We start from the raw sequence: 21,224 nt of genomic DNA, 5'->3' as shown, positions 1-21,224 counted from the left end.
GTGCTAAGGCCTTGCCGAACTGAATCAAATCGGAGACAGGCATGGCCCTCAAAGAAAACGATCTCAAATGGTTCCGCCCTATGTGGCGGCGCGCGGCGGTCGCAGTGTTCCTGGCGATTTGGCTTGGCTGGGAACTGCTGTTTACTCAGGATATGTTCTGGGCCGTACTCGTTGGCGCGGCGCTGGCCTATGTGGGTTGGAACTTCTTCTACAAGTTCCCCAAGGAGGAGAATGAAAATGAGCAAGTCCCCCCTCCTCGTCCGGCCGACGAGCAAGACCGGCAGGATCCATGACGTAACGCCGGATACGGCGGGCTGGAACCATGTCGGTTTTGGTCTGCACCGGATGGCGCCGGGCCAAGCCTATGGTGAAGAGACCGGCGAGCGCGAGGTTTGCCTGGTTCTTGTCAGTGGCAAGGGCCGCTTTGCCGTCGATGGCGAGGATTTCGGCGAACTGGGCGAGCGCATGAGCCCCTTCGATGGTGCGCCGCACGCGCTTTATGTGCCTGCGGGGCGGCATTGGGCGGTGGATGCGACGACCGATCTGGAACTGGCTGTCTGCTCGGCGCCGGGTGGCGGAGACTATCATGCCAGGGTCATTCCACCCGGCACCCATCCGCGTGTCACGCGCGGTACCGGCGCCAATGTGCGGCATGTCTATAATATCATGCCCGAGGATGATGGGGCGGCCAATGCGCTGCTGGTGGTCGAGGTCATCACGCCACAGGGGAACACCTCCTCTTACCCGCCGCACAAGCACGACCAGGACAATCTTCCGCATGAAAGCCAGTTGGAAGAGACCTATTATCACCGCATGAACCCGCCGCAGGGCTTCGCCTTTCAACGCGTTTACACCGATGACCGGAGCCTGGACGAAGCCATGGCGATCGAGGATGGCGACGTGACCCTGGTGCCGCGCGGCTATCATCCGGTGGCGACGACAGCAGGTTATGACCTCTATTATCTCAACGTCATGGCGGGGCCCAAGCGCGTATGGAAGTTCCACAATGCGCCCGAGCATGAGTGGATGCTGAAATAGCGTCGCTCAGACGTGCTGGTCGAACAGGATGACATTGCCATCCGGGTCGGTGACCGAGAAATTCGCCGGCCCGGAGGATTGCGGGTCAACCTCGGTGCCGACTTCAATCCCAACTGACTTGAGCGACTGCTGGATTTTACGGATGTCGGTGAAATCCGGCAATTGCTCGGAATCGGCGTTCCAGCCCGGATTGAAGGTCAGGATGTTCTTGTCGAACATGCCCTGAAACAGGCCGATTACATGGTCACCGTTTTTCATGATGAGCCAGTTCTGGGCCTCCTCGCCCATGATCGCGGAGAAACCAAGCTTCTCATAGAAGCTGCGCGAGGCTGCAATATCCTTGACGGCGAGGCTGACAGAAAAGGCACCGAGTTCCATTGGACGCTCCCTTGTCTTGTTCGCAAAGACTAAGGAGGTCGGCAGGTGGTCGCAAGGCCGTCGGCCTAGCGACCCTGAAACACGGACCGGTCAGCCAGTGGGCCGGTTACTTCGCTAACCTTGACCGCCCGACCTTCGGCCACCGACTTCAATGCCGCCTCGGCCAGGGCGAGGGCGATGAACCCGTCGGCACCGCTCGGTGCGGCCGGAGCTCTTGATTCTACACAGTCAATGCCGCCGGAGCACTTCACATAGTCGGCCGGCGGCGCGCCGGAATCGCGGGAGATGATGGTGACTATCTCGACCTCATCGATCTGGCCTTCGACAATGGCCTGCTTCACCGCCTGGAAATGCGGAACGAAGTGGCGATTAAAGCTAAACATCACCGTGGCACCCGCCTCATCGACAACGCGGAGACAGGTCTTGACCCGCTCCACGTCGAGATCAATGGGCTTTTCGCAGAAGATGGCCTTGCCGGCCCGGGCGAAGCGTTCGATCAGGTCGGCATGGGTATCGGTCGGTGTACAGACAATGACCGCGTCAATATCAGACGCCTCCTCAATCGCATCGATGGTGCGCACCTGGGCGCCGTATTGCCCGACCAGTGCCGAGGCAGCATCGGGCATGGCGTCGGCAACGGCGATTAGTTCGGCCCGCGCGTTCGAAGAAACGGCCCTAGCGTGTACTGTTCCAATGCGACTTGTCCCGAGCAGGCCAAAACGAATAGTCATCGCGAACAGACTCCAGCAAGCAACGAGCCGATCAGGGGCCCAATGGTGCGGAACAGATAGTCCAATTTTTTCGAGTCAGCGAAACAGAACTTCCAGAGCCTTCAATGCTCTCTCGCGCGCTCCAGCAGGCGCTTGCATTCGAGCAGTTCGCGCAGCACTTCGGAGAGCTTGTCGCGCGAGTCCTGATCCAGCAAAGGGCTGGCCAGCATCTGGGCGTCTTCCAGTTCCGCCTCATCGCCTGCCGCTTCGGCCTGTTCGATCATGGGCAGGATTTCGTCCAGCCCCTTGCCCTCGCCAACCGCGATGACGTAGCGCGCACCCTGATCCTTGAGTATCTTCTGCACGCCCTTGATGGTGAAACCCTGATCGTAAAGCAAATGGCGGATGCCGCGGAGCAGCATCACGTCTTCGGGGCGATAATAGCGCCGCCCACCGCCGCGCTTGAGCGGCTTGATGGTACTGAAACGGGTTTCCCAGAATCGCAAAACGTGCTGCGGGAGATCGAGCTCTTCAGCAGCCTCAGAGATGGTACGGAACGCGTCTGGCGACTTGTCCAAACCGCGATTCTCCCTGCCCACGGCAACGCGCTTGTTGCAGTTTCGCCCTTACCAGCCGGGCCTTTCGGAGAACTAGAACGCTCTTCGACCAGGCGCGTAAAAGCCTTACTTTCCAGCGCTGACCATAGACTTGTTGATCTTGGACTTCAACACATTGGAGGGTTTGAACACAAGAACCTGCCGGGGCAGGATTGGGACCTCCTCGCCGGTCTTGGGGTTGCGGCCAATCCGTTCGTTCTTGGAGCGGACCTGGAAGGAGCCGAAGGAGGAGAGCTTGACGTTGGAGCCCGTCACAAGAGCGTCCGATATCAGTTCTAGGACACGCTCTACCAGTTCCGCTGACTCCGTTCGTGAGAGCCCGACCGAACCATAGACCGCTTCGGCAAGATCTGCCCGCGTCACCGTCTTCTGCGTCATTCGCGCCCCCAAGTTGCAACGGATTCAGACTTCCCTGCAGGCATCATGGCAAACCCCATGTCACCATACATCAATGCAACCGCCAGAGCCGCATCGCCGTAGGGGATTCCTTCCTCAGAATGACGCCGCCGCACGATCTTGTCGTTTGCGTCGGCGTCGGCTTCCTCCACCCGAGAGGAACACTAACGCCTTGAAACGCTTAAGGTCAATGCGGTTAACCTGCCTACCAGCGAATGAGCGAAGCACCCCAGGTGAAGCCACCGCCCATAGCCTCGAGCATGACTAGATCGCCCTGCTTGATGCGCCCGTCGGCTACCGCCACGCTCAGAGCCAAAGGCACGGACGCAGCGGACGTGTTGGCGTGCACATCGACAGTGGTAACGACCTTTTCGGGAGGAAGGCCAAGCTTGGCCCCTGCCCCGTCGATAATGCGCTTGTTGGCCTGGTGAGGCACGAACCAGTCGAGATCGGCCACCGTGTAGCCCGTTTGTTCAAGCGTTGCATAGACCACGTCGGTGATCTTTCCCACGGCGTGGCGGAAGACTTCCGGCCCCTGCATATGCACGTGGCCCGTGGTGCCGGTGGTCGAGGGCCCGCCATCGACATAGAGCTTGTCCCAGTGACGGCCGTCGGAGCGCAGGGCGGAGGTGAGCACGCCGCGTTCGGGCTCACCCTCGGCCAGATCGACGCGTTCCATGACCACGGCGCCGGCGCCATCGCCGAACAGCACGCAGGTGGTGCGGTCGGTCCAGTCAAGCAGGCGGGAAAAGGTCTCTGCACCGATCACCAGCACCCGGCGGGCCATGCCGTTCTTGATGTAGCTGTCGGCCGTGGCGACCGCGTAGACGAACCCCGAACACACTGCCTGAATGTCGAAGGCAAAGCCGTGATGCATGCCCAGCTTCATCTGCACCAGGGTGGCGGCGCTGGGGAAGGTATAGTCAGGTGTCGTGGTTGCCACGATGATGAGGTCGATGTCCTCGATGGCAAATCCGGCATTGTCGAGCGCTGCCCGCGCTGCCGCCGCAGCAAGGTCTGAGGTGAACTCGCCCTCGGCGGCTATGTGCCTTTCCTTGATACCGACGCGTTGCTGAATCCATTCGTCGGACGTATCGACGGTTTTGGCCAATTCTTCATTGGTGACGGTCCTGGCTGGCAAGTAGCTGCCAACCCCACGAATGACGGAACGGATTGAGCTGGTCACGCCGATTTGGCCTCGGTCTCGGTTGGCAGGTTGGGGTCTGCCTTGTGGATGGGAAAACGATGCATGGTGTCGCCAATCTTGTCCATCAGGCGGCTGCGCGCCATCTCGTAGGACAGGCCCAGCGCACTTTTGTAGCCGATCTCGTCGGTGCCGCCATGGGACTTGATGACAATGCCATTAAGACCCATGAACACGCCACCATTGACGGTGCGCGGATCCATCTTGCGGCGCAAAGCATTGAGGGCGGACGACGCAAAAAGGGCGCCGATTCGGCTCATCAAGGTCGCCTTGAGCGACTGGCGCAGATAACTTGCAACCTGGCGCGCGGTGCCTTCGGCGGTCTTGAGGGCAATATTGCCGACAAAGCCCTCGGTGACCACGACGTCCACCGTGCCCTTACCGATGTCGTCGCCCTCGACAAAACCGTGATAGGTAAAGCCGGCGCCGCTCGCTTCGGAAAGAATTTTGCCGGCTTCCTTGATGTAGTCGAGCCCCTTCACTTCTTCGGTGCCGACATTTAGCAGGCCGACCGTGGGCGATTCGGAATCGAAAAGGGCACGGGCGAGTGCGGATCCCAGGATGGTGTAATCCACCAATTGCTGGGCGTCTGCGCCGATAGTAGCGCCCATATCGAGCACGATGATATCGGAACGCAGGGTGGGCCAGATCGCCGCAATGCCGGGGCGCGAAATGCCCTTCATGGGCCGCAGGCAGAACGTGGCCATAGCCATCAGTGCGCCGGTATTGCCACCGGAAATGGCGACATCGGCTTCCTTGTCCTTGACCGCCTGAATTGCCATCCACATGGAGGAAGTGCCTTTGCCCTTGCGCAGGGCCTGGCTCGGCTTCTCGTCCATGGCGATCACGGTCTCACAATGCCGGACGGTGGAAACCGGCTTGAGGGCCGGGAATTCTTCAAGCAGAGGGTCGATCTGCTCCTTCAGGCCATGAAAGATAAAGCGCGTGTTCTTGCGCTCCTTGAGCGCCAAGTGAGCGCCATGAATAACGGCACGCGGAGCGTGATCGCCGCCCATGGCATCCACGGAAATCGTAATAGAATCGGTCATTTCAGCCCGTTTTTCGGCCCGCTTTGGCGGGCAAGCAAACATATCCCATCAACGGGTCGGCGCAAGCCCTGGAAGGGCAAGGCTTCATTTCTTGTCCCCGCTCTCACCCTTGAGGCGAGCCAGCTTCGCAAAAGGCCCCTCTTCCTCATCTGTAGCGGAAACCCCGACAGACTCTAGAGTTTCATCCGGAAGTCGCGGATAGGGATCGAGCGCCAGCGCCAGGGTTTCGAGCAGCAGCGCACTCAGGTCGACCTCTGGCCCGTCGATGTGATCGGGAAAGTCGTCATTTTCAAGGTCGACGTATATTTCGGCACCGGCCGCGGGCGCCTGCTTTTCGCGCGGCGCCGGCAGGAATACGCGATCGATGTCTTCGGAAATGGTCTCGGCAACGGGCTCGAAACTGACGACCGACGCTTGCGTCGCGTCTGCTTCCAGATGGCCCAGTGCGCGCAGGCCGCCCCGCAGCGGGGTGACCGTCAGGGTCGCCTTGAACCGCTCCACAGAGAGAATGTTCATGGCCTCGGCAATGGCCTGACGCTCAGTTTCATCTGCGTCAACGGCAATCGAGCGGCCGCCGGCGGGCAATTTGTCAATCCTGACAACGGCGTCGAAAATGGGCTCGGCTGGGCGGGTCATGCGGTGGCCTCGAACCGAACCGAGCCTGCCGTGATCGCGTCTACGGGCTGGGTCGCCAGTTCCGCATCGCAAGCAAAGACATAATCGGCCAAGGCTCGCAGCTCCGGCGTATCCTGGCCATCAAATACATTGCGCGCCAGAACGCTCGCAAGCGCATCGGCGTCATTGCGATCCATTGCGTCGTTCATTGCGGCGAGCAGACCAAAGAAGATATTGCCCATCTTCTGAATCTTCTTTGGTACACCGAGATCCGAAACACCCATTTCGCGCAGCGAGCGATCCATATCCTTGAAAAACAGATCGAATACCGACTGGCTGAATTCTCGCGATCCGTCAGGCCCGTTGCGCAGGCGACGGAACAACAGCGCCATATGCAGGCTGATCATGTCGAACCGCCCTGTCACGGTATCGGGAACGCCCCACTGGGCGTAGAGGACCGGTCGCCGGGATTGCGCCACAATGGAATTGTACACGGCGTAAACCGGCTCGGTAGCAGTCTTCTTGCGGAACAAGGACATGATCATGGGATTGCGCTCGGCGTCGGTATCGGTCAAACACGGGGCAGATCGGGGTGCCGGATCATTGCCAGCTTGCCAGACGGCCAAGTTGACAGCTACACATTCCGGCGGCCAATGGGCACGCGCCCAAGTGTCACGCCTATAGTCGACAGCCATTGGGAAAGTCAAATTCATGCCTCTGCGAATTGCAAAAGCCTCCGTTGCCGCGGCCGTACTGGCCGTTGCGCTCGCCGGCTGCACCAGCAGCACCTCGCTGATCTCCAAGCGGACCCAGGGCTATGAAATTCCAGACTCGGCACTGCAACAGATCCGTCCGGGCCAGAGCCAGCAATTGGTCACATTGGTGCTCGGGTCGCCCCAGACCACCAATACCTTTGGTGATCGCACAGCTTGGTACTATGTGGAAACCAAGGTCAACCAGACCTCATTCGGCATGACCATGATTCAGGAACGCACGGTTCTGGCGATCTATTTCGACCGCAACAAGAAGGTCATTGAACGCGCCGTTTATGCGCTTGAGGACGGCAAGGCGGTTAATATCGAAACACGCCGCACGCCTTCGTTCGGCGAGGATGCGACCTTTATCGACACTATCCTGTCCTCGTTCTAAGACAGGCAGAGTCGAAACATCGGAAGCCCCGGTTCACCGGGGCTTTTTCTTTGCTTCAGGCGCGCGCCTGGCGGAGAGAGCCGAAACCCAACAGCAGGATGGTCAGCGTCGCCACAGGGATCGCCAGCAAGTTGATGGCTTCCCAACCTACGAATTGCAGCAGAAAGCCCGAGCTGAGCGACGCGATGGCGCTGGAGCCGAACACCACTTGTTCATTGACCGCCTGGACACGACCGGCCTCCTGCGGCCGATAGCTGGTTGCCAGCATGGCTGTCGACCCGATGAAGCCGAAGTTCCAGCCTACGCCCAGTAGAATGAGCGTAGTGGTGAAATGGGCAACAGTGATGCCATTAAGAGCGATCACCGCGCAGGCGATAATCAGCAGCAGGCCTAAGGCAGTGACCAAACTGGCGCCGATGCGCTTGATAATGGCGCCAGTAACAAAACTTGGCGCGAACATGGCCACTACATGCCATTGAATTGCCCCGGCCGCGTCGGTGGGAGAGTGACCGCAAAGATGCACCATGGCCAATGGGGCAGCGACCATGATCAGCGTCATGAGCGCATAGCTGAGCGCGCCGCCGAGCATGGGCAGGACGATTTCCGGCTGACGCAGCAACACCGAAAGCGGGCGCCCCTTGTCTTCTGTCGCGCCGGGGGCATGGGTCGGTGCCAGGCGGGTACCGGCGAGCACCAGCACCGAAAGCAACGAGATCACGCCGATCACAATGAAGCTGGCGGCATATTCTGCCCCCGGAATCCAGCCTATGCTCAGGGCGCTCAATTGCGGCCCAAGGAAGCCTGCGGCAACGCCGCCAAACATGACCCAGGAAATCGCCTGGCTCTTTAATTCGGGGGCAACGCTGTCAGCGGCGGCAAAGCGCACCTGCTGCATGAAGGCACCCGACATGCCCACAAGGAAGAGGCCGGCTGCAAACAGATAGAACTGCCCGAGTATCACGGCCAGCGTGGCGACTACCGAGGCGGGAATGCCGATGGCAGCGCCCAGCATCAGGCCGCGTGTTCGCCCGAGGCGATAGATCACCATGGTGGCGGTCGAGGTGGTCAGCGCCAGGCCGACAATCATGGCCGTCACCGGCAGTGTCACGGCGGACCGGTCGGGGGCAAAATTTACGGCAGCCAGGGCCGCGACTGACATGATGATCGAGGAGTTCGAACCACCAAGGGCCTGGGCGGCCGAGAGCAGACCGATATTGCGGATGGACTGGCGGTGGCTGTCAGGCATTGAAAGACATCCTTGGTGGGCGGCGGTGGACGGTGCGCCCGGCCGCTAGAGGCGTCAATGCCGCTTGGGTCAGTTCATGTCCACGCCGGCGGAGCGAGCAATGGAATCCAGCGCTGCGTTGACGAGGCCGGATGCGTCATCCTCATAAAAGGCGCGGGCAATATCGACATACTCAGTGATGACCACACGCGCCGGAATGTCCTTGCGGCGCAGCAGTTCGAAGGCGGCAGCACGCAGAATGGCGCGCAGGGTGGCATCGACGCGCCCAATGGGCCAGCCTTCTGCAAGAGCCTTGTCGACCGAGGGGTCTATCTCAATCTGGTGCTTGGTGACCCCGGTGACGATCTGGCGGAAGAAGTCGGCGTCTGCGGGCAGGTATTGTTCGCCTTCGATTTCCCGGCCGAGATGAAACGAGCCAAACTGCGCCAGTGTATCTTCGAGCGTCGCCCGGCCGATATCCATCTGGTAGAGCGCCTGGACGGCAGCGAGGCGGGCCGCACCGCGCTGATTGGCAGGGCGAGCGGCGCCGGGATCACGTTTAGGATGGTCGGTCATCTAGCTGTTCAGTTTCACTTTCACACTGGATAGGGCCAGTGCGGCTCTCGCCGCGTCACCGCCTCGATCCTGGTCGTTCACATTGGCCCGCATTCGGGCCTGCGCTTCGTTCTCTACCGTCAGAATGCCAATGCCAAGTGGCAAAGCGTCAACAACGGCCAATTCGGCCAGCGCCCTGATGCTCTCATTGGCCACCGACACATAGTGGTTTGTCTGGCCGCGGATAACACAGCCCAGCGCCACATAACCGTCGAAGCGTCCAGTTTCAATCGCCATTGCCATGGCCACGGGCACTTCCATGGCACTGGGCACAGCAATTGTTTCATGGAGCGCGCCGGCCTTTTCCAGCGCTGCGATGGCGCCGCGCTTCATTTCATCGGCTATGTCGGGGTAGGCCCGCCCTTCGACAATTAGAAACCGCAGCCCCCTGCCCGCATCTTCAGGCAGCGGAAATCGCACACCGTAGGAATCCATGGTCAACCTCCCGTTACGCGCGTCACGTTGGAGAGAATAGCCCATTTCGGGGTCGCCCGGCAGCTCTACCTCAAGGGGCGATAAACGAAACCTTTTGCTGGCGAGGCCTGGGAGCGGTCAGCCCTCATCCTCAGGCATGGCAGGGGTGTTATCCTCCAAGTCCGCAAGGAACGACCGGAAGTCATTGGCTGCAGAGAAATTCTTGTAAACGCTGGCGAAGCGTACAAAGGCCACATCATCAAGGCCCTTGAGACCTTCCATGACATATTCGCCAATCTGGTCGGAGGTGACCTCGACATCACCCAGGCTTTCGAGCTGGCGGACGATGCCCGAGATCATCCGCTCGACCTTTTCAGGCTCCACCGAACGCTTGCGCAAGGCGGTGTTGACCGAGCGCGCCAGCTTTTCGCGGTCGAAGGGCACTTTGCGACCGGTCTTCTTGACTACGGTGAGGTCGCGAAGCTGCACGCGTTCAAAGGTGGTGAAGCGCCCGCCACAGCCATTGCAGACACGGCGGCGGCGGATAGCGCCCGAATCTTCGGTCGGGCGGCTATCCTTCACTTGGGTATCGTCATTGCCACAATAGGGGCAGCGCATGGCGGGCCTTCCGGTTGTCAGCCGTAGATCGGGAAACGGTCGGTGAGCGTCTTCACCTTGGCACGAACTTCGGCCTCAACAGCACCGTTATTGTCGTCGCCATTGGTCTTGAGGCCATCGAGCACCTCGATGATGAGCTCACCGATAAGCTGGAATTCCGCCTCGCCAAAGCCGCGCGAGGTACCGGCGGGCGTCCCGAGGCGCACGCCGGAGGTGATGGCTGGCTTTTCCGGATCGAACGGCACGGCGTTCTTGTTACAGGTGATGTGCGCGCGGCCCAGAGCTGTCTCAGTCGCCTTGCCGGTCAGACCCTTGGGTCGAAGATCGACCAGCATAAGGTGATTGTCCGTGCCACCCGAAACGATGTCCACGCCGCCCTTGACAAGCGTATCGGCCAAAACCTTGGCATTGGCCACAACCTGGCTGGCATAGGCCTTGAACTCGGGCGAAAGCGCTTCCTTGAAGGCAACAGCCTTGGCAGCGATGACATGCATAAGCGGCCCACCCTGGATACCAGGGAAAATGGCCGAATTGATCTTCTTAGCGATCGCCTCGTCATTGGTGAGGATCAGGCCGCCGCGCGGACCGCGTAGGGTCTTGTGCGTGGTGGTGCTGGCCACATGGGCATGGGGGAACGGGCTGGGATAGACGCCACCAGCGACAAGGCCCGCCACATGGGCCATGTCGACAAAGAGGATGGCGCCCACTTCATCGGCAATGGCGCGGAACGCGGCCCAGTCCATGACGCGCGAATAGGCCGAAAAGCCAGCCACGATCATCTTGGGCTTGTGCTCCTGCGCCAGGGCGCGGACCTGGTCCATATCGACGCGGCCGTCCTGCTGGCGCAAGCCGTACTGAATGGCGTTGAACCACTTGCCCGACTGGTTGGGCTTGGCCCCGTGGGTCAGGTGACCACCGGCGTCGAGCGACATGCCCAGAATGGTGTCGCCGGGCTGGATCAGCGCCTGATAGACACCCTGATTGGCCTGGGAGCCGGAATTGGGCTGCACATTAGCAAATTCCACGCCGAACAACTGTTTGGCGCGCTCAATCGCCAGGGTCTCGGCCACGTCCACATACTGGCAGCCGCCATAGTAACGCTTACCGGGATAGCCCTCGGCATATTTGTTAGTCAGGACCGAACCTTGGGCCTCAAGCACAGCCTGGGACACGATGTTTTCCGAGGCGATGAGCTCGATCTCGTTCTGCTGACGGCCCAGCTCGTCCTGGATGGCCTTGGCCAGCTCCGGATCGGTCTGGGCAACCGATGCAGAAAAGAAGTTCGGGAACAGGGGCAAAGACGTGGCGGCGCTCATCGGGCGATTACCTCGTTGACGATCGTGTGGGTCGGCGTGGCGAAGGCTTTATCACGTGACAAATCGCGATTCCAAGGCCGGCAATGATGTGTGGATAGATTTGAGAAACGCATGGGGCTCCCCTGATTGCGGATGGGTGCCCAGGCGAGCGGCTCTTGCTAAGGTTCGCGTTCCCCGATGGTTCCCCATCTCTTCTCGCCAGTCGCGCGAACGCTCCTGTTATGCCGCAGCGGGGAAACGAGGGAAAGAAAAAAGTATCCGGCTCAGGCAAATTTGCCGCTCACCGGTGCTGGCGCGGGTGTCGCCTGCTCCAGCTTGCGCTTGAGCTTGGCCATGGCCACGCGCTGCATCTGCAATTTGGTGGCGTTGAGCGGCGTGATGACTACAACTTCGGTGCCGGTCGCCTCGTCAATCGCGGCAACGCGCATCTGTTGTCCCATTTGGACAAACTCAAACAGAACGTCGCCCGCGCTCATGTCACCTCACTTCCGGACGGATCATAGCGGAGTCGCTTGCCATTCAAAAGCTATGGCCCGACGCAATGCGCCGAGCCACAAAATAAGCGCGCGCTGGCAATCACGCCGTGAAGCTGACCTTGCCCTCTTCGTCAAAATTGTAAACGTCGTCGCGGAAGCTGACCGTGCCCTGGCGGTTGGCCCAGGCGGTGATGTAAGTCGTGTGAATGGGCATCTGCGTGCTCAGGCTGACATCCTTGCGCTCGAGCGAGGCAAAGGTCTGGTCGACGCGGGCCTGATCCCAATCGCCATTATCGCGCAGCAGCCAAGCTACAAGCTGGTTGACCCCTTCCACCCGGACACAGCCGGACGAGTGGAAACGGGCGTTTTCGCCGAACAGCGCCTTGGAGGGCGTGTCGTGTAGGTAGACGTCGAAGGGATTGTAGAAATTGATCTTGCAATGGCCCATCGAGTTTTCGGCCCCAGGCTCCTGGCGATACATATAATTCACCTGGGCATCGGTGATACTCGCCCAGTTAATGGTAGCCGGATCGATGGTGTTGCCGCTACCGTCATAGATGAAGATGTTCTGCTTGGCCAAATATTGCGGATCTTCCAGCATATACTTGGTGAGATCCTGCCGCACCAGCGACTTGGGAACGTGCCAGTAAGGGTTGAAATTGACCTGGTGAATCTTGCTGGCAAGAATCGGAGTGGCGCGGTCGACGCGGCCAACGACCGCCGTGTGACGCTGTTCGACCATGCCACCACCGACGGCCTCGATGGTGGCGGCCGGAATGTTCACCACCACATAGCGATCGGTCAGTTGGGGCGCCATGTTCTGGACGCGTGTATAATTGAGATAGAGCTGCTGCAGGCGGGTCGAGGCCGGCACGTTGAGGGCATACCAGGTCGCCTCGTCGATCCAGCCATTGACGATCAGGCCATGACGAGCCTGGAAGACACGCACGGCTCGGTCGGTATCGGCATCAAAGATATCGCTGGCAAACTCGACCAGCGGCATATCCCCAGAGGAAATCAGTCGGCGCTTGAGTTGAACCACAGCTGGATCGGACTTGCCCAGATTAAGCTTGAAGGCGCGCTGGGGGATTTCTTCCCAGCCGCCAGCGGCCACGAATGGCTCGTATTGAGAGATGGCAAGCTGCAGGTTGTGCAGCGTGTCATAGGAGAGGATTGGCTCGTTGGTCGCGATGGTCGCCGCCGCCGCCGCCGTATTGCCGCTTGGGTCAGCTTCGTTGATGACGCGGCTTCGCGACATCATGTCGAACAAGGAATCCTGTGCCCAGGCCGGCACAGCCGCCGATGCCCCGGCAACTGCCATGGACCGAATAAAGTTACGTCGTGTCAGCCGCATCAATCCACCTTAGAAATCGCCCGCCACCTGCCTAAAGGGCGATAGCACCGCCCCGGCGCGATCCACAATCTGGCTCAACGCCTTGTGAACCCCGTATGGCATTTGTAGCCATGCCAGCAAATGGTTTCCAACCAGGTAACTCCGTTGCCCGCGCTTTGCGGCCTAAATAAGAAACGCCAGCCTTTCGGCCGGCGTTGTTCAGCAGTTGTGGCATGGAGGCAACACACGCCACCAGCTGCCGCTCGTTCACATAGCCCCTGCGGGCAGGAAAATCAGAGCTTGTAGAGAATCTGGTCGACCCAGAAGCGTTCGAGGCGGGCAAGCGCCTTGTTCAAGCCGTCAAATTCCTCGTCACCCAGGCCACCAACCTTGTCGATGGATTTGAGGTGGCGGTCATAGAGCTCATCGATCACCTCAGCCACTTCCTCACCCTTGGGTGTGAGCTTGATACGGACCGATCGGCGGTCGGTGCGCGAACGCTCCTGGAAGATGTAGCCGGTCTCGACCAGCTTCTTGAGATTGTACGACACATTGGAGCCAAGATAGTAGCCGCGGGAGCGTAGCTCGCCGGCGGTCAGTTCGGCGTCGCCGATATTGAACATCAGGAGCGCCTGGACCGGGTTGATGTCATCCCAACCCATGCGGTCGAATTCGTCCTTGATCAGATCGAGCAGGCGGCGGTGGAGACGCTCCACGCGGGAGACAGCTTCCAGGTAAAGGGGTTTGAGACCTTCACTACGTTCCGGGTTGAGCGCCTCGGCCGCGTTCGACTTGATTGCCATTTTTGCCTCACTGTTTTCAACGTGCGATTTTTCGCATCTGATGAGGCTAAACTAGGGCCACCCGACTAAGATCGCCCTAAGCCATACGCTTAAAACTATGTTACTGGAATGCAATGAGAATTTGGCTTAATGGCGCCTTACCACGGGTGAGAAACTTGTAACCATTCCCGAGTGTTAACGAGCCCAACTGCTCTGCCTCTGGTTTGCTGACAGCTGGCCAGAAAGCCAGCATTCACCCCAGATCTTAGTGGCCATCACGACACCTACAGCCAAGGCCTGCGCGACAAGCGCCACCCATCCCAACGTCGCTAGCTCGCTGGCATGAAACAGTATGAGGGCGACCGAGCCCACTATCCAAAGCAGGTCCCCAGCTATGTTGACACGGACCAAGCGAGGCACAGACCTGGCGCTGCTCGCAATGATCAGGTTGAACAGTGCCCATGGTAGCAATCCAAAACCGATAGCAGTCAGCACCGCGTCTGGAAGAGACCACCCCAACAAGGAAGTCAGAGGGGCAGCCAAAGCGATCAGGACGATGCCGAAGGCTAGCGAGCCTGCGGCGTCCAGCCAATAGACCAGCGACGGAGCGGGTCGGCTGGTAATGTAAGTGGGCGTGCTCATTCTTTGTCTCCATTCCGGTTTGACGATGCAAAGATCGTCGGGAAGACGGGTCATCGTTTCAATTCCCTCGCAGGTAATGGAAACCCGTCGCGCCGAGTGGCATGTCTTGAAATAATGGAGGCGGGAATGTTTGAGACGATGCTGCGCGAATGGCGCAGTCGGCGCGGCATGAGCCAGATGAACCTAGCGATGGCGGCAGATGTTTCACCGCGCCATCTGTCCTTTCTGGAATCGGCTCGTGCCAGACCAAGCACAGCCATGGTGCTTCGCCTGGCCGAAGCGCTTGCTCTGCCATTACGCGAGCGAAATGGCCTGCTGGTGGCCGCCGGGTTTGCGCCGCAGTTCGGGGACAGCGACTGGCAGAGCCCGCAAATGGCCGAGATCCGACAGGCTGCGCAGTTGCTGCTCGAGGCCCATTCACCCTACCCCGCCTTGGTTCTCGACGCTGCTTTCGGGATACTCGATGCCAATGCTGGCGCCTTGAGACTGGTGGCAATGACGCCCGGGGCTGGCATCGGGTCAAATCTGGTCGATCTGGTGTATCGGCCTGGCCCGGTCCGAGACGCGATCGTCAATTGGGAGGATGTGGCGGGTTATCTCCTGTTGCGCCTGCGTGAAGCGAGCCGCCGTCATGGCCCCAGCTCCGCGGCAACGCAGGTTCTTGCTCGGGCCAGACGACAGCCCGGCGCCAGCGCCTTGGACCAGGGGGCAATGTTTCCTCGCGGCACCGTGCTCCTGCCGCTTGAATTCAGGATAGACGGGGAGATCACACGATGGTTCACGACAGTTACCAGCTTTGGCGCTCCTCAGGACGCGCTGGCCGAGGAGGTCACCATCGAGCAATTCCACCCGGTGGCTTCTCAGTCGGCCTGAGCCCTGGCAAAACGCAAGCTCAGGCCGAAGATCAGCACGATGGCTGCCAGCAGTACGACACGCACGCCAAAGCCCAGCATGCTCATGCGGACATCGGGACTGCCAGAGAGGTAAAGCCCAAGTTCCAGTGTTGTGACACCAACCAGCAGCACGGCGCCCCAGCTTGCCTTGATCCACAAGCCCACGGCGGCGAACAGCTTGGCGAGGCAAAACACGGCGAGAAACGCGAAGGCAGAAAAGCCCATGGCCGTGATCGGGCTCTGCGCCCCGAGATTGATGCCGAGGAGCCGGGACGCGTCGCTCAATCCCAGGATCAACGCCAGGATGGCGACGACGCGAATATAGAGCGAGAAATTTGGGGCCTGAAACAGCATGGCGGTTTGATACTCTGCCGATCGGGCTGCGACAAGCGGTGGCTTGGAGCGGTGGGCGAGCGCTGGTAACTAGTCCCCGACAAGGAGAGTCCCGATGACCCAGAACTGGCCCAAGCACGACATGTCCTTTCTGGCCGGACGCCGGATGCGCCGGCTGCGCCAATCCGACTGGACCCGGGCCATGGTGCGCGAGACCGAATTGCTGCCGAGAGACCTGATCTGGCCGCTCTTTGTCATCGAGGGGCAGAACGAGAAGACGCAGATCAAGACCATGCCGGGGGTTGAGCGGCTCTCCATCGATCTGATGGTCGAGGCCGCGCGGCAGGCGCGCGATGTCGGTATTCCAGCGCTGGCCATCTTCCCCAATACGCCCGACCATCTGCGCAGCGAGAATGGCGCTGAGGCGCACAACCCCGACAATCTGATGTGCCGGACCCTCAGCGCCATCAAGCAGGCCGTGCCAGAGATTGGCCTGATCGCCGATGTGGCGCTGGACGAGTATTCGAGCGATGGCCAGGACGGGCTGGTGCGGGACGGCGAAATCCTCAATGACGAGACGGTCGCGGTGATGGTCAAGTCGGCCCTGGTGCAGGCACGGGCGGGCGCCGACATCATCGCGCCATCCGACATGATGGATGGGCGCGTAGCAGCGATCCGCGCAGCGCTGGATGCAGAAGGTTTCGAGCACGTCCAGATCATGTCCTATGCCGCCAAATATGCGTCCTGTTTCTACGGACCGTTCCGGGAAGCTGTTGGATCTGGGAGCCGCCTCAAGGGCGACAAGCGGACCTACCAGATGGACTTTGCCAATTCCGACGAGGCCCTGCGTGAGATCGAGCAGGATATTGCGGAGGGCGCGGACAGCATCATGATCAAGCCCGGCATGCCCTATCTCGATGTCATCCGGCGCGCCCGCGATGCGTTCAATGTGCCGATCTACGCCTATCAGGTGAGCGGGGAATACGCGATGATCGAGATGGCGGGGGCGGCCGGGGCGATCAATCGCGATGCGGCGGTGCTGGAAAGCCTCTGGGCCTTCAAGCGCGCCGGCGCCAACGGCATTCTCACCTACTACGCTCTAGAGATGGCGCGGACGCTGGGGAGCTGATCCGGTCACAATTATGTGCCCGCTGCTCTTGCAAGCCGCGCGGAGCGTGACAATGTGTGCTGCATGACACAGGACACAGCGGCCCGCCCCTATCTACCCGATCCTTCTACTGCGCCCGAGTTGTTCGAGGGGCTGCTGACCCGGCGCGCTACGGCCTACATCATCGATCTGATCCTCATGTCGTTCCTGGTAATGGCGATCAGCCTGGTGGGCGCGATCCTGGGGTTCTTCACCTTCGGGCTGGCCTGGGTGTCGCTGGTCTTTGCCGTTCCGGCTGCCATCATTCTTTACTACGCCGCCACGCTGGGCTCGCATCGCCGGGCCACTGTGGGCATGCAGATGATGGATATCGTACTGACCCCGACGCGGGGCCAGCCGCTGGATGGCTGGATGGCGTTCCTGCATGCGCTGGTGTTCTGGATCACCATCTGGATCAGCTGGCCGGTGACGCTGCTGTTCGCCCTGTTCACGCCCCGCCGGCAAATGATCCACGACTTCATCATGGGCACGCTCATGGTGCGCCGTTCGCCGATGATGCGGCATTGGCAGCGTCACCGCATGTCCGAGCAGGATGCCTATCACGGTGGCGAGTGAGGCGTTGCTTGCGGGGCGAGAAAGCTGCTAATCTGGCCCAATATGCATCGATAGGTCCGTGATGACCGACCAGACGCCGGAAACAACCCAGCTCTTTCTCACCGCGGCGATGCCATGCCCCTATCTTCCCGGGAAAATGGAGCGCAAGCTGTTCACCCATCTGAGCGGGCGGCGGGCGTCGATGCTGCACCAATTGCTCAGCGATAACGGGTTTCGCCGCAGTCAGAACCTGATCTACCGCCCCGCCTGTGAGGGCTGCAATTCCTGCCAGTCGGTACGGATCGTGGCGCAGGAATTTGCCCCGAGCAAACGCTTCCGCCGTGTCACCAAGGCCAATGCCGATATTGTAGTGGCGGTGCAGCCGACCGTCGCGACGATTGAGCAGTATGAATTGTTCAAGCGCTATCTCGACGCCCGCCATTCCGGTGGTGGCATGACGCAGATGAGCTACCAGGACTATGAATACATGGTGGAGGACACGCCGGTGCAGTCTGTGCTGGTGGAATATCGCCTGCGCGACCTGCCCGACCAGCCGCTGGTGGCCGTAGCGCTGACCGATGTGATGCCCGATGGGCTTTCCATGGTCTATTCCTTCTACGATCCGGACATGGCCCAGCGCAGCATGGGCACCTTTCTGATCCTCGATCATATCAACCAGGTCCGCTCGGCTGGCCTCAGCTATGTCTATCTCGGCTATTGGGTGAAGGATTCGCCCAAGATGGCCTATAAGGGTGACTATCGCCCCCTCGAGGTGCAACGGGGCTCGCTGGGCTGGATGCGCCTGGAAGAATAGCGCCTCACACCACCATATCGAACACGATCAGCCCGTCGCGCCCGCCCTCGAGCGCGGCGACCATGCGCCCGCCTGCCGCCTTGTGGGCGGGGTGCTCGAGATAGGCGTCGCGCGCAGCCTCGTCGGCAAAATCCATGGTGAAGCCCTCTGTATATCCCTGATGCAGTCCTTCCGGAGATGCATTGGCACCATAGCTCATACCCAGGAAGCCGGGGACAAGTTCACGCAGTGATTCAAGTTCGGCGTAGATCGCGGATTTTTCTGCGGCGGTGATTTCCGCGCGGAAGCGGAGGAGGACGATGTGGCGTATCATTTTTGATGAGTCTCCGGAGATGGTTAGGGACAATGTTTCACACAATGATTCCGCTGCAGCCCCCTCAGCCGGCGCTCCGCGCCGACCTCTCCCCCAAAGTGAGGTATAAGGGACCGTGCGCGCCCAGGCGTCGTCCGGCCCTGCGCACCGCCATTCGAGCATGGCTCGCACGGCCTTCTCGCCTCAAACCTCTCCACCGGAGAGATTGGTTGCCTTCGGCAAGCGCTCGTCACCCTTTAAACTTATTGTTCCGTGGGAAGCCGGTGGGGGGTTGGCGGCCGGCGGTGGCGCGGTCGCCGATCCAGTCGACCAGTTCCTCGGTGGGTTTGGAATAGGTGCGGCCGGAACTGTCCGTCCAGGTAAGACCATCGGCGGCGTAGAAAGTCTTGATGTCGGAGATGCCGCCATCCTTGTAGCGCTGCAGACGCACGCCCTTGCCGCGCGCCATGGCGGCGAGCTGGCTCAGGGGGAAAACAAGCAGCTTGCGGTTCTGGCCGATGACGGCAACGCGGTCGCCATCGCAGGGCACGATCAGTCGCGCCTCGTCGGGCAGCGAGACATTGAGGATCTGCTTGCCCTTACGGGTATTGGCTATCAGGTCGTCTTCCTTGACCACGAAGCCATAGCCGGCCGAGGAGGCGACAATGCGCTGCTTGCCGGGCGAATAGACAAAGAGGTCGACAATGTCCTGCCCCTCCTCGATATCAACCATGATGCGCACCGGTTCGCCCTGACCACGGCCGCCAGGCAGCTTGTCGGCGCCGAGCGTAAAGACCTTGCCGCCGGTGGTGAGGATGAGGAGCTTGTCTGTGGTTTCGCAGTTGAAGGCCAGCTTGAGGCGGTCACCGGCCTTGAAGCTCTTCTCATCGGCAGGTGCATTGTGTCCCTTGGGCGCGCGGATCCAGCCCTTTTCCGAGAGAATAACGGTGATCGGTTCGCGTTCGATCATGGCCTCGAACACTTCAGCAGCGTCGGCGGCCGGGGCCGAACCGAGAATGGTGCGGCGCGCGCCCAGGGCGTGCGGTGTTGTGCCATCGGCCTCGAACAGGGGATAGGCCTTTTTCAGCGCCTCGACCTGCTTGGCGATTTCGCCCCACTGGCGTTTGTCGGAGGCCAGCAGAGCTTCGAGCTTGCCCTTTTCCTCAGTGAGGTTCGTGTGTTCCTTGCGAAGCTCGAGTTCCTCCAGCTTGCGCAAGGAGCGCAGACGCATGTTGAGGATGGCTTCGGCCTGGTTGTCTGTCAGATCGAAGGCCGCAATCAGGCTTGCCTTGGCATCATCCTCCTCGCGGATGATGCGGATCACCTCGTCGAGGTTGAGATAGGCAATGATATAGCCTTCGAGCACTTCGAGGCGGTTGGCGATCTGCTCCAGCCGGTATTCGGAGCGGCGTACCAGCACTTCCTTGCGGTGATCGAGCCAGGCGCGCAGCGTATCGGCCAGGCTCATCACCCGTGGTGTCGTGCCATGATCGAGGACGTTGAGATTTAGGCTGAAGCGCAGTTCGAGCTCGGTGAGCTTGAAGAGCTGTTCCATGAGGATAACCGCGTCGACGGTGCCGGCGCGCGGTTCGAGCACCAAGCGGATATCGTCCGAGCTTTCATCACGCACGTCTTTGAGCAGCGGCAGCTTCTTGGCCAGCAGCAGTTCGGCGATCTTTTCGACCAGCCGGGACTTTTGCACGCCATAGGGGATCTGGGTGACGACGATCTGGTAGACGCCCCTGCCCTTTTCTTCCTTTTCCCAGATGGCGCGATGGCGGAAGGCGCCGCGACCCGTTTCATAGGATTGAATGATCGAAGCGCGGCTTTCGACGAGTTGTCCCCCGGTCGGGAAATCCGGTCCGCGGATCAGATCGTCCATGCTGGGCGGCGCTGACAGGTCAGCGTGGACCAGTTCCTCGGTGGTGGCGGCGGGGTTGTGGATCAGCTTGAGCGCGGCGTTGCACAGCTCAACCAGATTGTGCGGCGGCACCGAGGTCGCCATGCCCACGGCGATGCCGGTGGAGCCGTTGGCAAGCAGGTTGGGGAAATTGGACGGGAGCACCACCGGCTCTTCGTCTTCACCGTCATAGGTCGGCCTGAAGTCGATGGCATTCTCGGTGATGCCTTCGAGCAGGCGCGTCGCCACCTCGGTCATGCGGCTCTCGGTGTAGCGCATGGCCGCCGCGCTATCGCCGTCGATATTGCCGAAATTGCCCTGGCCGTCGACCAGGGGGTAGCGCAGGGCAAAGTCCTGGGCCAGTCGCACCAAGGCATCATAGATCGACTGGTCGCCATGGGGGTGGAACTTACCGATCACGTCACCGACGATGCGGGCGGATTTCTTGTAACCCTGGTTCGGATCGAGCCGCAGAAGACGCATGGCGTGGATGATGCGGCGATGCACGGGCTTGAGACCATCGCGCGCGTCCGGCAGGGCGCGCTGGGTGATGGTCGACAGGGCGTAGCTCAGATACCGCTCTTCAAGCGCCTGCTTGAGATCGACAATGCGGTGATCGTCTGGCGGTGGAAGGGTATCGGCGTCGGACATGCTTGGCTCAGTTCATGTGAACGAATCAGGAGCAGAGTATAGCGGGCGCGGGGCCGAGGGCG

26 protein-coding genes, 1 pseudogene and 1 riboswitch are annotated in these 21,224 nt (G+C 60.5%); of the genes and pseudogenes, 7 read left to right on the top strand and 20 right to left on the bottom strand.

The window, feature by feature from the left end:
• The first annotated feature begins 41 nt into the window (after window positions 1-41).
• Both GO014_RS02165 and iolB read left to right on the top strand, forming a co-directional pair.
• Window positions 42-293, top strand: coding sequence for a hypothetical protein (locus GO014_RS02165; RefSeq protein WP_157288932.1), 252 nt, complete (start codon window positions 42-44; stop codon window positions 291-293).
• Entirely contained in the window at window positions 238-1,038 is an 801-nt protein-coding gene (gene iolB, locus GO014_RS02160) for a 5-deoxy-glucuronate isomerase (protein WP_157288931.1), read from the top strand. Before GO014_RS02165 ends, iolB begins: the two co-directional genes overlap by 56 nt.
• A gap of 6 nt (window positions 1,039-1,044) precedes the next feature.
• On the opposite strand, the gene GO014_RS02155 is transcribed toward iolB, so the two are convergent.
• The 8 genes and pseudogenes from GO014_RS02155 to GO014_RS02120 all read right to left on the bottom strand — a co-directional run bounded on the left by GO014_RS02155 (window position 1,045) and on the right by GO014_RS02120 (window position 6,582).
• Window positions 1,045-1,416 (bottom strand): VOC family protein, encoded by a 372-nt coding sequence (locus GO014_RS02155; protein WP_157288930.1) that lies wholly within the window; start codon window positions 1,414-1,416, stop codon window positions 1,045-1,047.
• A gap of 230 nt (window positions 1,417-1,646) precedes the next feature.
• A pseudogene (locus tag GO014_RS02150) lies at window positions 1,647-2,147 on the bottom strand (Gfo/Idh/MocA family oxidoreductase); the annotation flags it as partial.
• Between the two features lie 101 nt (window positions 2,148-2,248).
• Window positions 2,249-2,704: a MerR family transcriptional regulator gene (locus GO014_RS02145; protein WP_116590716.1), complete on the bottom strand. Its 456-nt coding sequence runs from the start codon at window positions 2,702-2,704 to the stop codon at window positions 2,249-2,251.
• Between the two features lie 105 nt (window positions 2,705-2,809).
• Window positions 2,810-3,121, bottom strand: coding sequence for an integration host factor subunit alpha (locus GO014_RS02140; RefSeq protein WP_104894606.1), 312 nt, complete (start codon window positions 3,119-3,121; stop codon window positions 2,810-2,812).
• Window positions 3,122-3,344: 223 nt separating this feature from the next.
• A complete protein-coding gene (locus tag GO014_RS02135) occupies window positions 3,345-4,325 on the bottom strand; it encodes a beta-ketoacyl-ACP synthase III (RefSeq protein WP_343030713.1) in 981 nt (326 codons plus the stop codon).
• The gene (gene plsX / locus GO014_RS02130) at window positions 4,322-5,392 is read right to left on the bottom strand and encodes a phosphate acyltransferase PlsX (RefSeq protein ID WP_116590762.1); all 1,071 of its coding nucleotides are present in this window, start codon (window positions 5,390-5,392) and stop codon (window positions 4,322-4,324) included. The genes GO014_RS02135 and plsX overlap by 4 nt, the downstream gene beginning before the upstream one ends.
• A gap of 84 nt (window positions 5,393-5,476) precedes the next feature.
• A complete protein-coding gene (locus GO014_RS02125; protein ID WP_157288928.1) occupies window positions 5,477-6,028 on the bottom strand; it encodes a YceD family protein in 552 nt (183 codons plus the stop codon).
• A complete protein-coding gene (locus GO014_RS02120; RefSeq protein WP_157288927.1) occupies window positions 6,025-6,582 on the bottom strand; it encodes a ubiquinol-cytochrome C chaperone family protein in 558 nt (185 codons plus the stop codon). The genes GO014_RS02125 and GO014_RS02120 overlap by 4 nt, the downstream gene beginning before the upstream one ends.
• Before the next feature lie 136 nt (window positions 6,583-6,718).
• Between GO014_RS02120 and GO014_RS02115 the strand changes: the two genes are divergently transcribed.
• Window positions 6,719-7,156, top strand: coding sequence for an outer membrane protein assembly factor BamE (locus GO014_RS02115; RefSeq protein WP_116590712.1), 438 nt, complete (start codon window positions 6,719-6,721; stop codon window positions 7,154-7,156).
• A 55-nt stretch (window positions 7,157-7,211) separates the two neighbouring features.
• Here GO014_RS02115 and GO014_RS02110 read toward each other — a convergent pair whose 3' ends face one another.
• The 9 genes from GO014_RS02110 to GO014_RS02070 form a co-directional block, all read right to left on the bottom strand.
• On the bottom strand, window positions 7,212-8,402 hold the full coding sequence (locus GO014_RS02110) for an MFS transporter (protein WP_157288926.1): 1,191 nt from the start codon (window positions 8,400-8,402) through the stop codon (window positions 7,212-7,214).
• A gap of 69 nt (window positions 8,403-8,471) precedes the next feature.
• Window positions 8,472-8,957 (bottom strand): transcription antitermination factor NusB, encoded by a 486-nt coding sequence (gene nusB / locus GO014_RS02105; RefSeq protein WP_157288925.1) that lies wholly within the window; start codon window positions 8,955-8,957, stop codon window positions 8,472-8,474.
• Complete coding sequence (gene ribH / locus GO014_RS02100; RefSeq protein WP_116590709.1) at window positions 8,958-9,431, bottom strand: 6,7-dimethyl-8-ribityllumazine synthase; 474 nt, start codon at window positions 9,429-9,431, stop codon at window positions 8,958-8,960.
• 117 nt (window positions 9,432-9,548) lie between these two features.
• Window positions 9,549-10,028 carry a transcriptional regulator NrdR gene (nrdR, locus tag GO014_RS02095; protein WP_157288924.1) on the bottom strand — a complete coding sequence of 160 codons (480 nt, stop codon included), beginning with the start codon at window positions 10,026-10,028 and terminating at the stop codon, window positions 9,549-9,551.
• A 17-nt stretch (window positions 10,029-10,045) separates the two neighbouring features.
• The gene (gene glyA / locus GO014_RS02090; protein WP_157288923.1) at window positions 10,046-11,344 is read right to left on the bottom strand and encodes a serine hydroxymethyltransferase; all 1,299 of its coding nucleotides are present in this window, start codon (window positions 11,342-11,344) and stop codon (window positions 10,046-10,048) included.
• 131 nt (window positions 11,345-11,475) lie between these two features.
• Window positions 11,476-11,560: riboswitch (ZMP/ZTP riboswitch) on the bottom strand.
• Between the two features lie 47 nt (window positions 11,561-11,607).
• Window positions 11,608-11,820: a DUF6898 family protein gene (locus GO014_RS02085; RefSeq protein ID WP_157288922.1), complete on the bottom strand. Its 213-nt coding sequence runs from the start codon at window positions 11,818-11,820 to the stop codon at window positions 11,608-11,610.
• A 100-nt stretch (window positions 11,821-11,920) separates the two neighbouring features.
• Window positions 11,921-13,174 (bottom strand): L,D-transpeptidase family protein, encoded by a 1,254-nt coding sequence (locus GO014_RS02080; protein ID WP_116590705.1) that lies wholly within the window; start codon window positions 13,172-13,174, stop codon window positions 11,921-11,923.
• Window positions 13,175-13,446: 272 nt separating this feature from the next.
• Window positions 13,447-13,956, bottom strand: coding sequence for a transcriptional regulator LdtR (gene ldtR / locus GO014_RS02075; RefSeq protein WP_104894617.1), 510 nt, complete (start codon window positions 13,954-13,956; stop codon window positions 13,447-13,449).
• 174 nt (window positions 13,957-14,130) lie between these two features.
• The gene (locus GO014_RS02070; RefSeq protein ID WP_179952907.1) at window positions 14,131-14,577 is read right to left on the bottom strand and encodes a hypothetical protein; all 447 of its coding nucleotides are present in this window, start codon (window positions 14,575-14,577) and stop codon (window positions 14,131-14,133) included.
• Between the two features lie 126 nt (window positions 14,578-14,703).
• Here GO014_RS02070 and GO014_RS02065 point away from each other — a divergent pair, with 126 nt between their 5' ends.
• A complete protein-coding gene (locus GO014_RS02065) occupies window positions 14,704-15,450 on the top strand; it encodes a helix-turn-helix domain-containing protein (protein ID WP_157288920.1) in 747 nt (248 codons plus the stop codon).
• On the opposite strand, the gene GO014_RS02060 is transcribed toward GO014_RS02065, so the two are convergent.
• A complete protein-coding gene (locus GO014_RS02060) occupies window positions 15,438-15,824 on the bottom strand; it encodes a DUF6163 family protein (protein WP_116590702.1) in 387 nt (128 codons plus the stop codon). The two genes, GO014_RS02065 and GO014_RS02060, sit on opposite strands and share 13 nt — an antisense overlap.
• Window positions 15,825-15,918: 94 nt before the next feature.
• Here GO014_RS02060 and hemB point away from each other — a divergent pair, with 94 nt between their 5' ends.
• From hemB to GO014_RS02045, 3 genes are all read left to right on the top strand, one after another.
• Window positions 15,919-16,932 (top strand): porphobilinogen synthase, encoded by a 1,014-nt coding sequence (hemB, locus tag GO014_RS02055; RefSeq protein WP_210252404.1) that lies wholly within the window; start codon window positions 15,919-15,921, stop codon window positions 16,930-16,932.
• A gap of 63 nt (window positions 16,933-16,995) precedes the next feature.
• Window positions 16,996-17,526: an RDD family protein gene (locus tag GO014_RS02050; RefSeq protein WP_157288919.1), complete on the top strand. Its 531-nt coding sequence runs from the start codon at window positions 16,996-16,998 to the stop codon at window positions 17,524-17,526.
• A 61-nt stretch (window positions 17,527-17,587) separates the two neighbouring features.
• Window positions 17,588-18,319 carry an arginyltransferase gene (locus GO014_RS02045; RefSeq protein ID WP_116590700.1) on the top strand — a complete coding sequence of 244 codons (732 nt, stop codon included), beginning with the start codon at window positions 17,588-17,590 and terminating at the stop codon, window positions 18,317-18,319.
• Between the two features lie 4 nt (window positions 18,320-18,323).
• Here GO014_RS02045 and GO014_RS02040 read toward each other — a convergent pair whose 3' ends face one another.
• On the bottom strand, window positions 18,324-18,632 hold the full coding sequence (locus GO014_RS02040; protein WP_157288918.1) for a Dabb family protein: 309 nt from the start codon (window positions 18,630-18,632) through the stop codon (window positions 18,324-18,326).
• Between the two features lie 229 nt (window positions 18,633-18,861).
• Complete coding sequence (gene parC / locus GO014_RS02035; protein ID WP_116590698.1) at window positions 18,862-21,162, bottom strand: DNA topoisomerase IV subunit A; 2,301 nt, start codon at window positions 21,160-21,162, stop codon at window positions 18,862-18,864.
• Window positions 21,163-21,224 lie beyond the last annotated feature (62 nt).

The organism is Devosia marina, from assembly GCF_009758415.1.
Classification (GTDB): Bacteria; Pseudomonadota; Alphaproteobacteria; order Rhizobiales; family Devosiaceae; genus Devosia; species Devosia marina.
The sequence above is the reverse complement of the archived record's forward strand: the minus strand, read 5'-3'. Positions and strand labels throughout refer to the sequence as shown.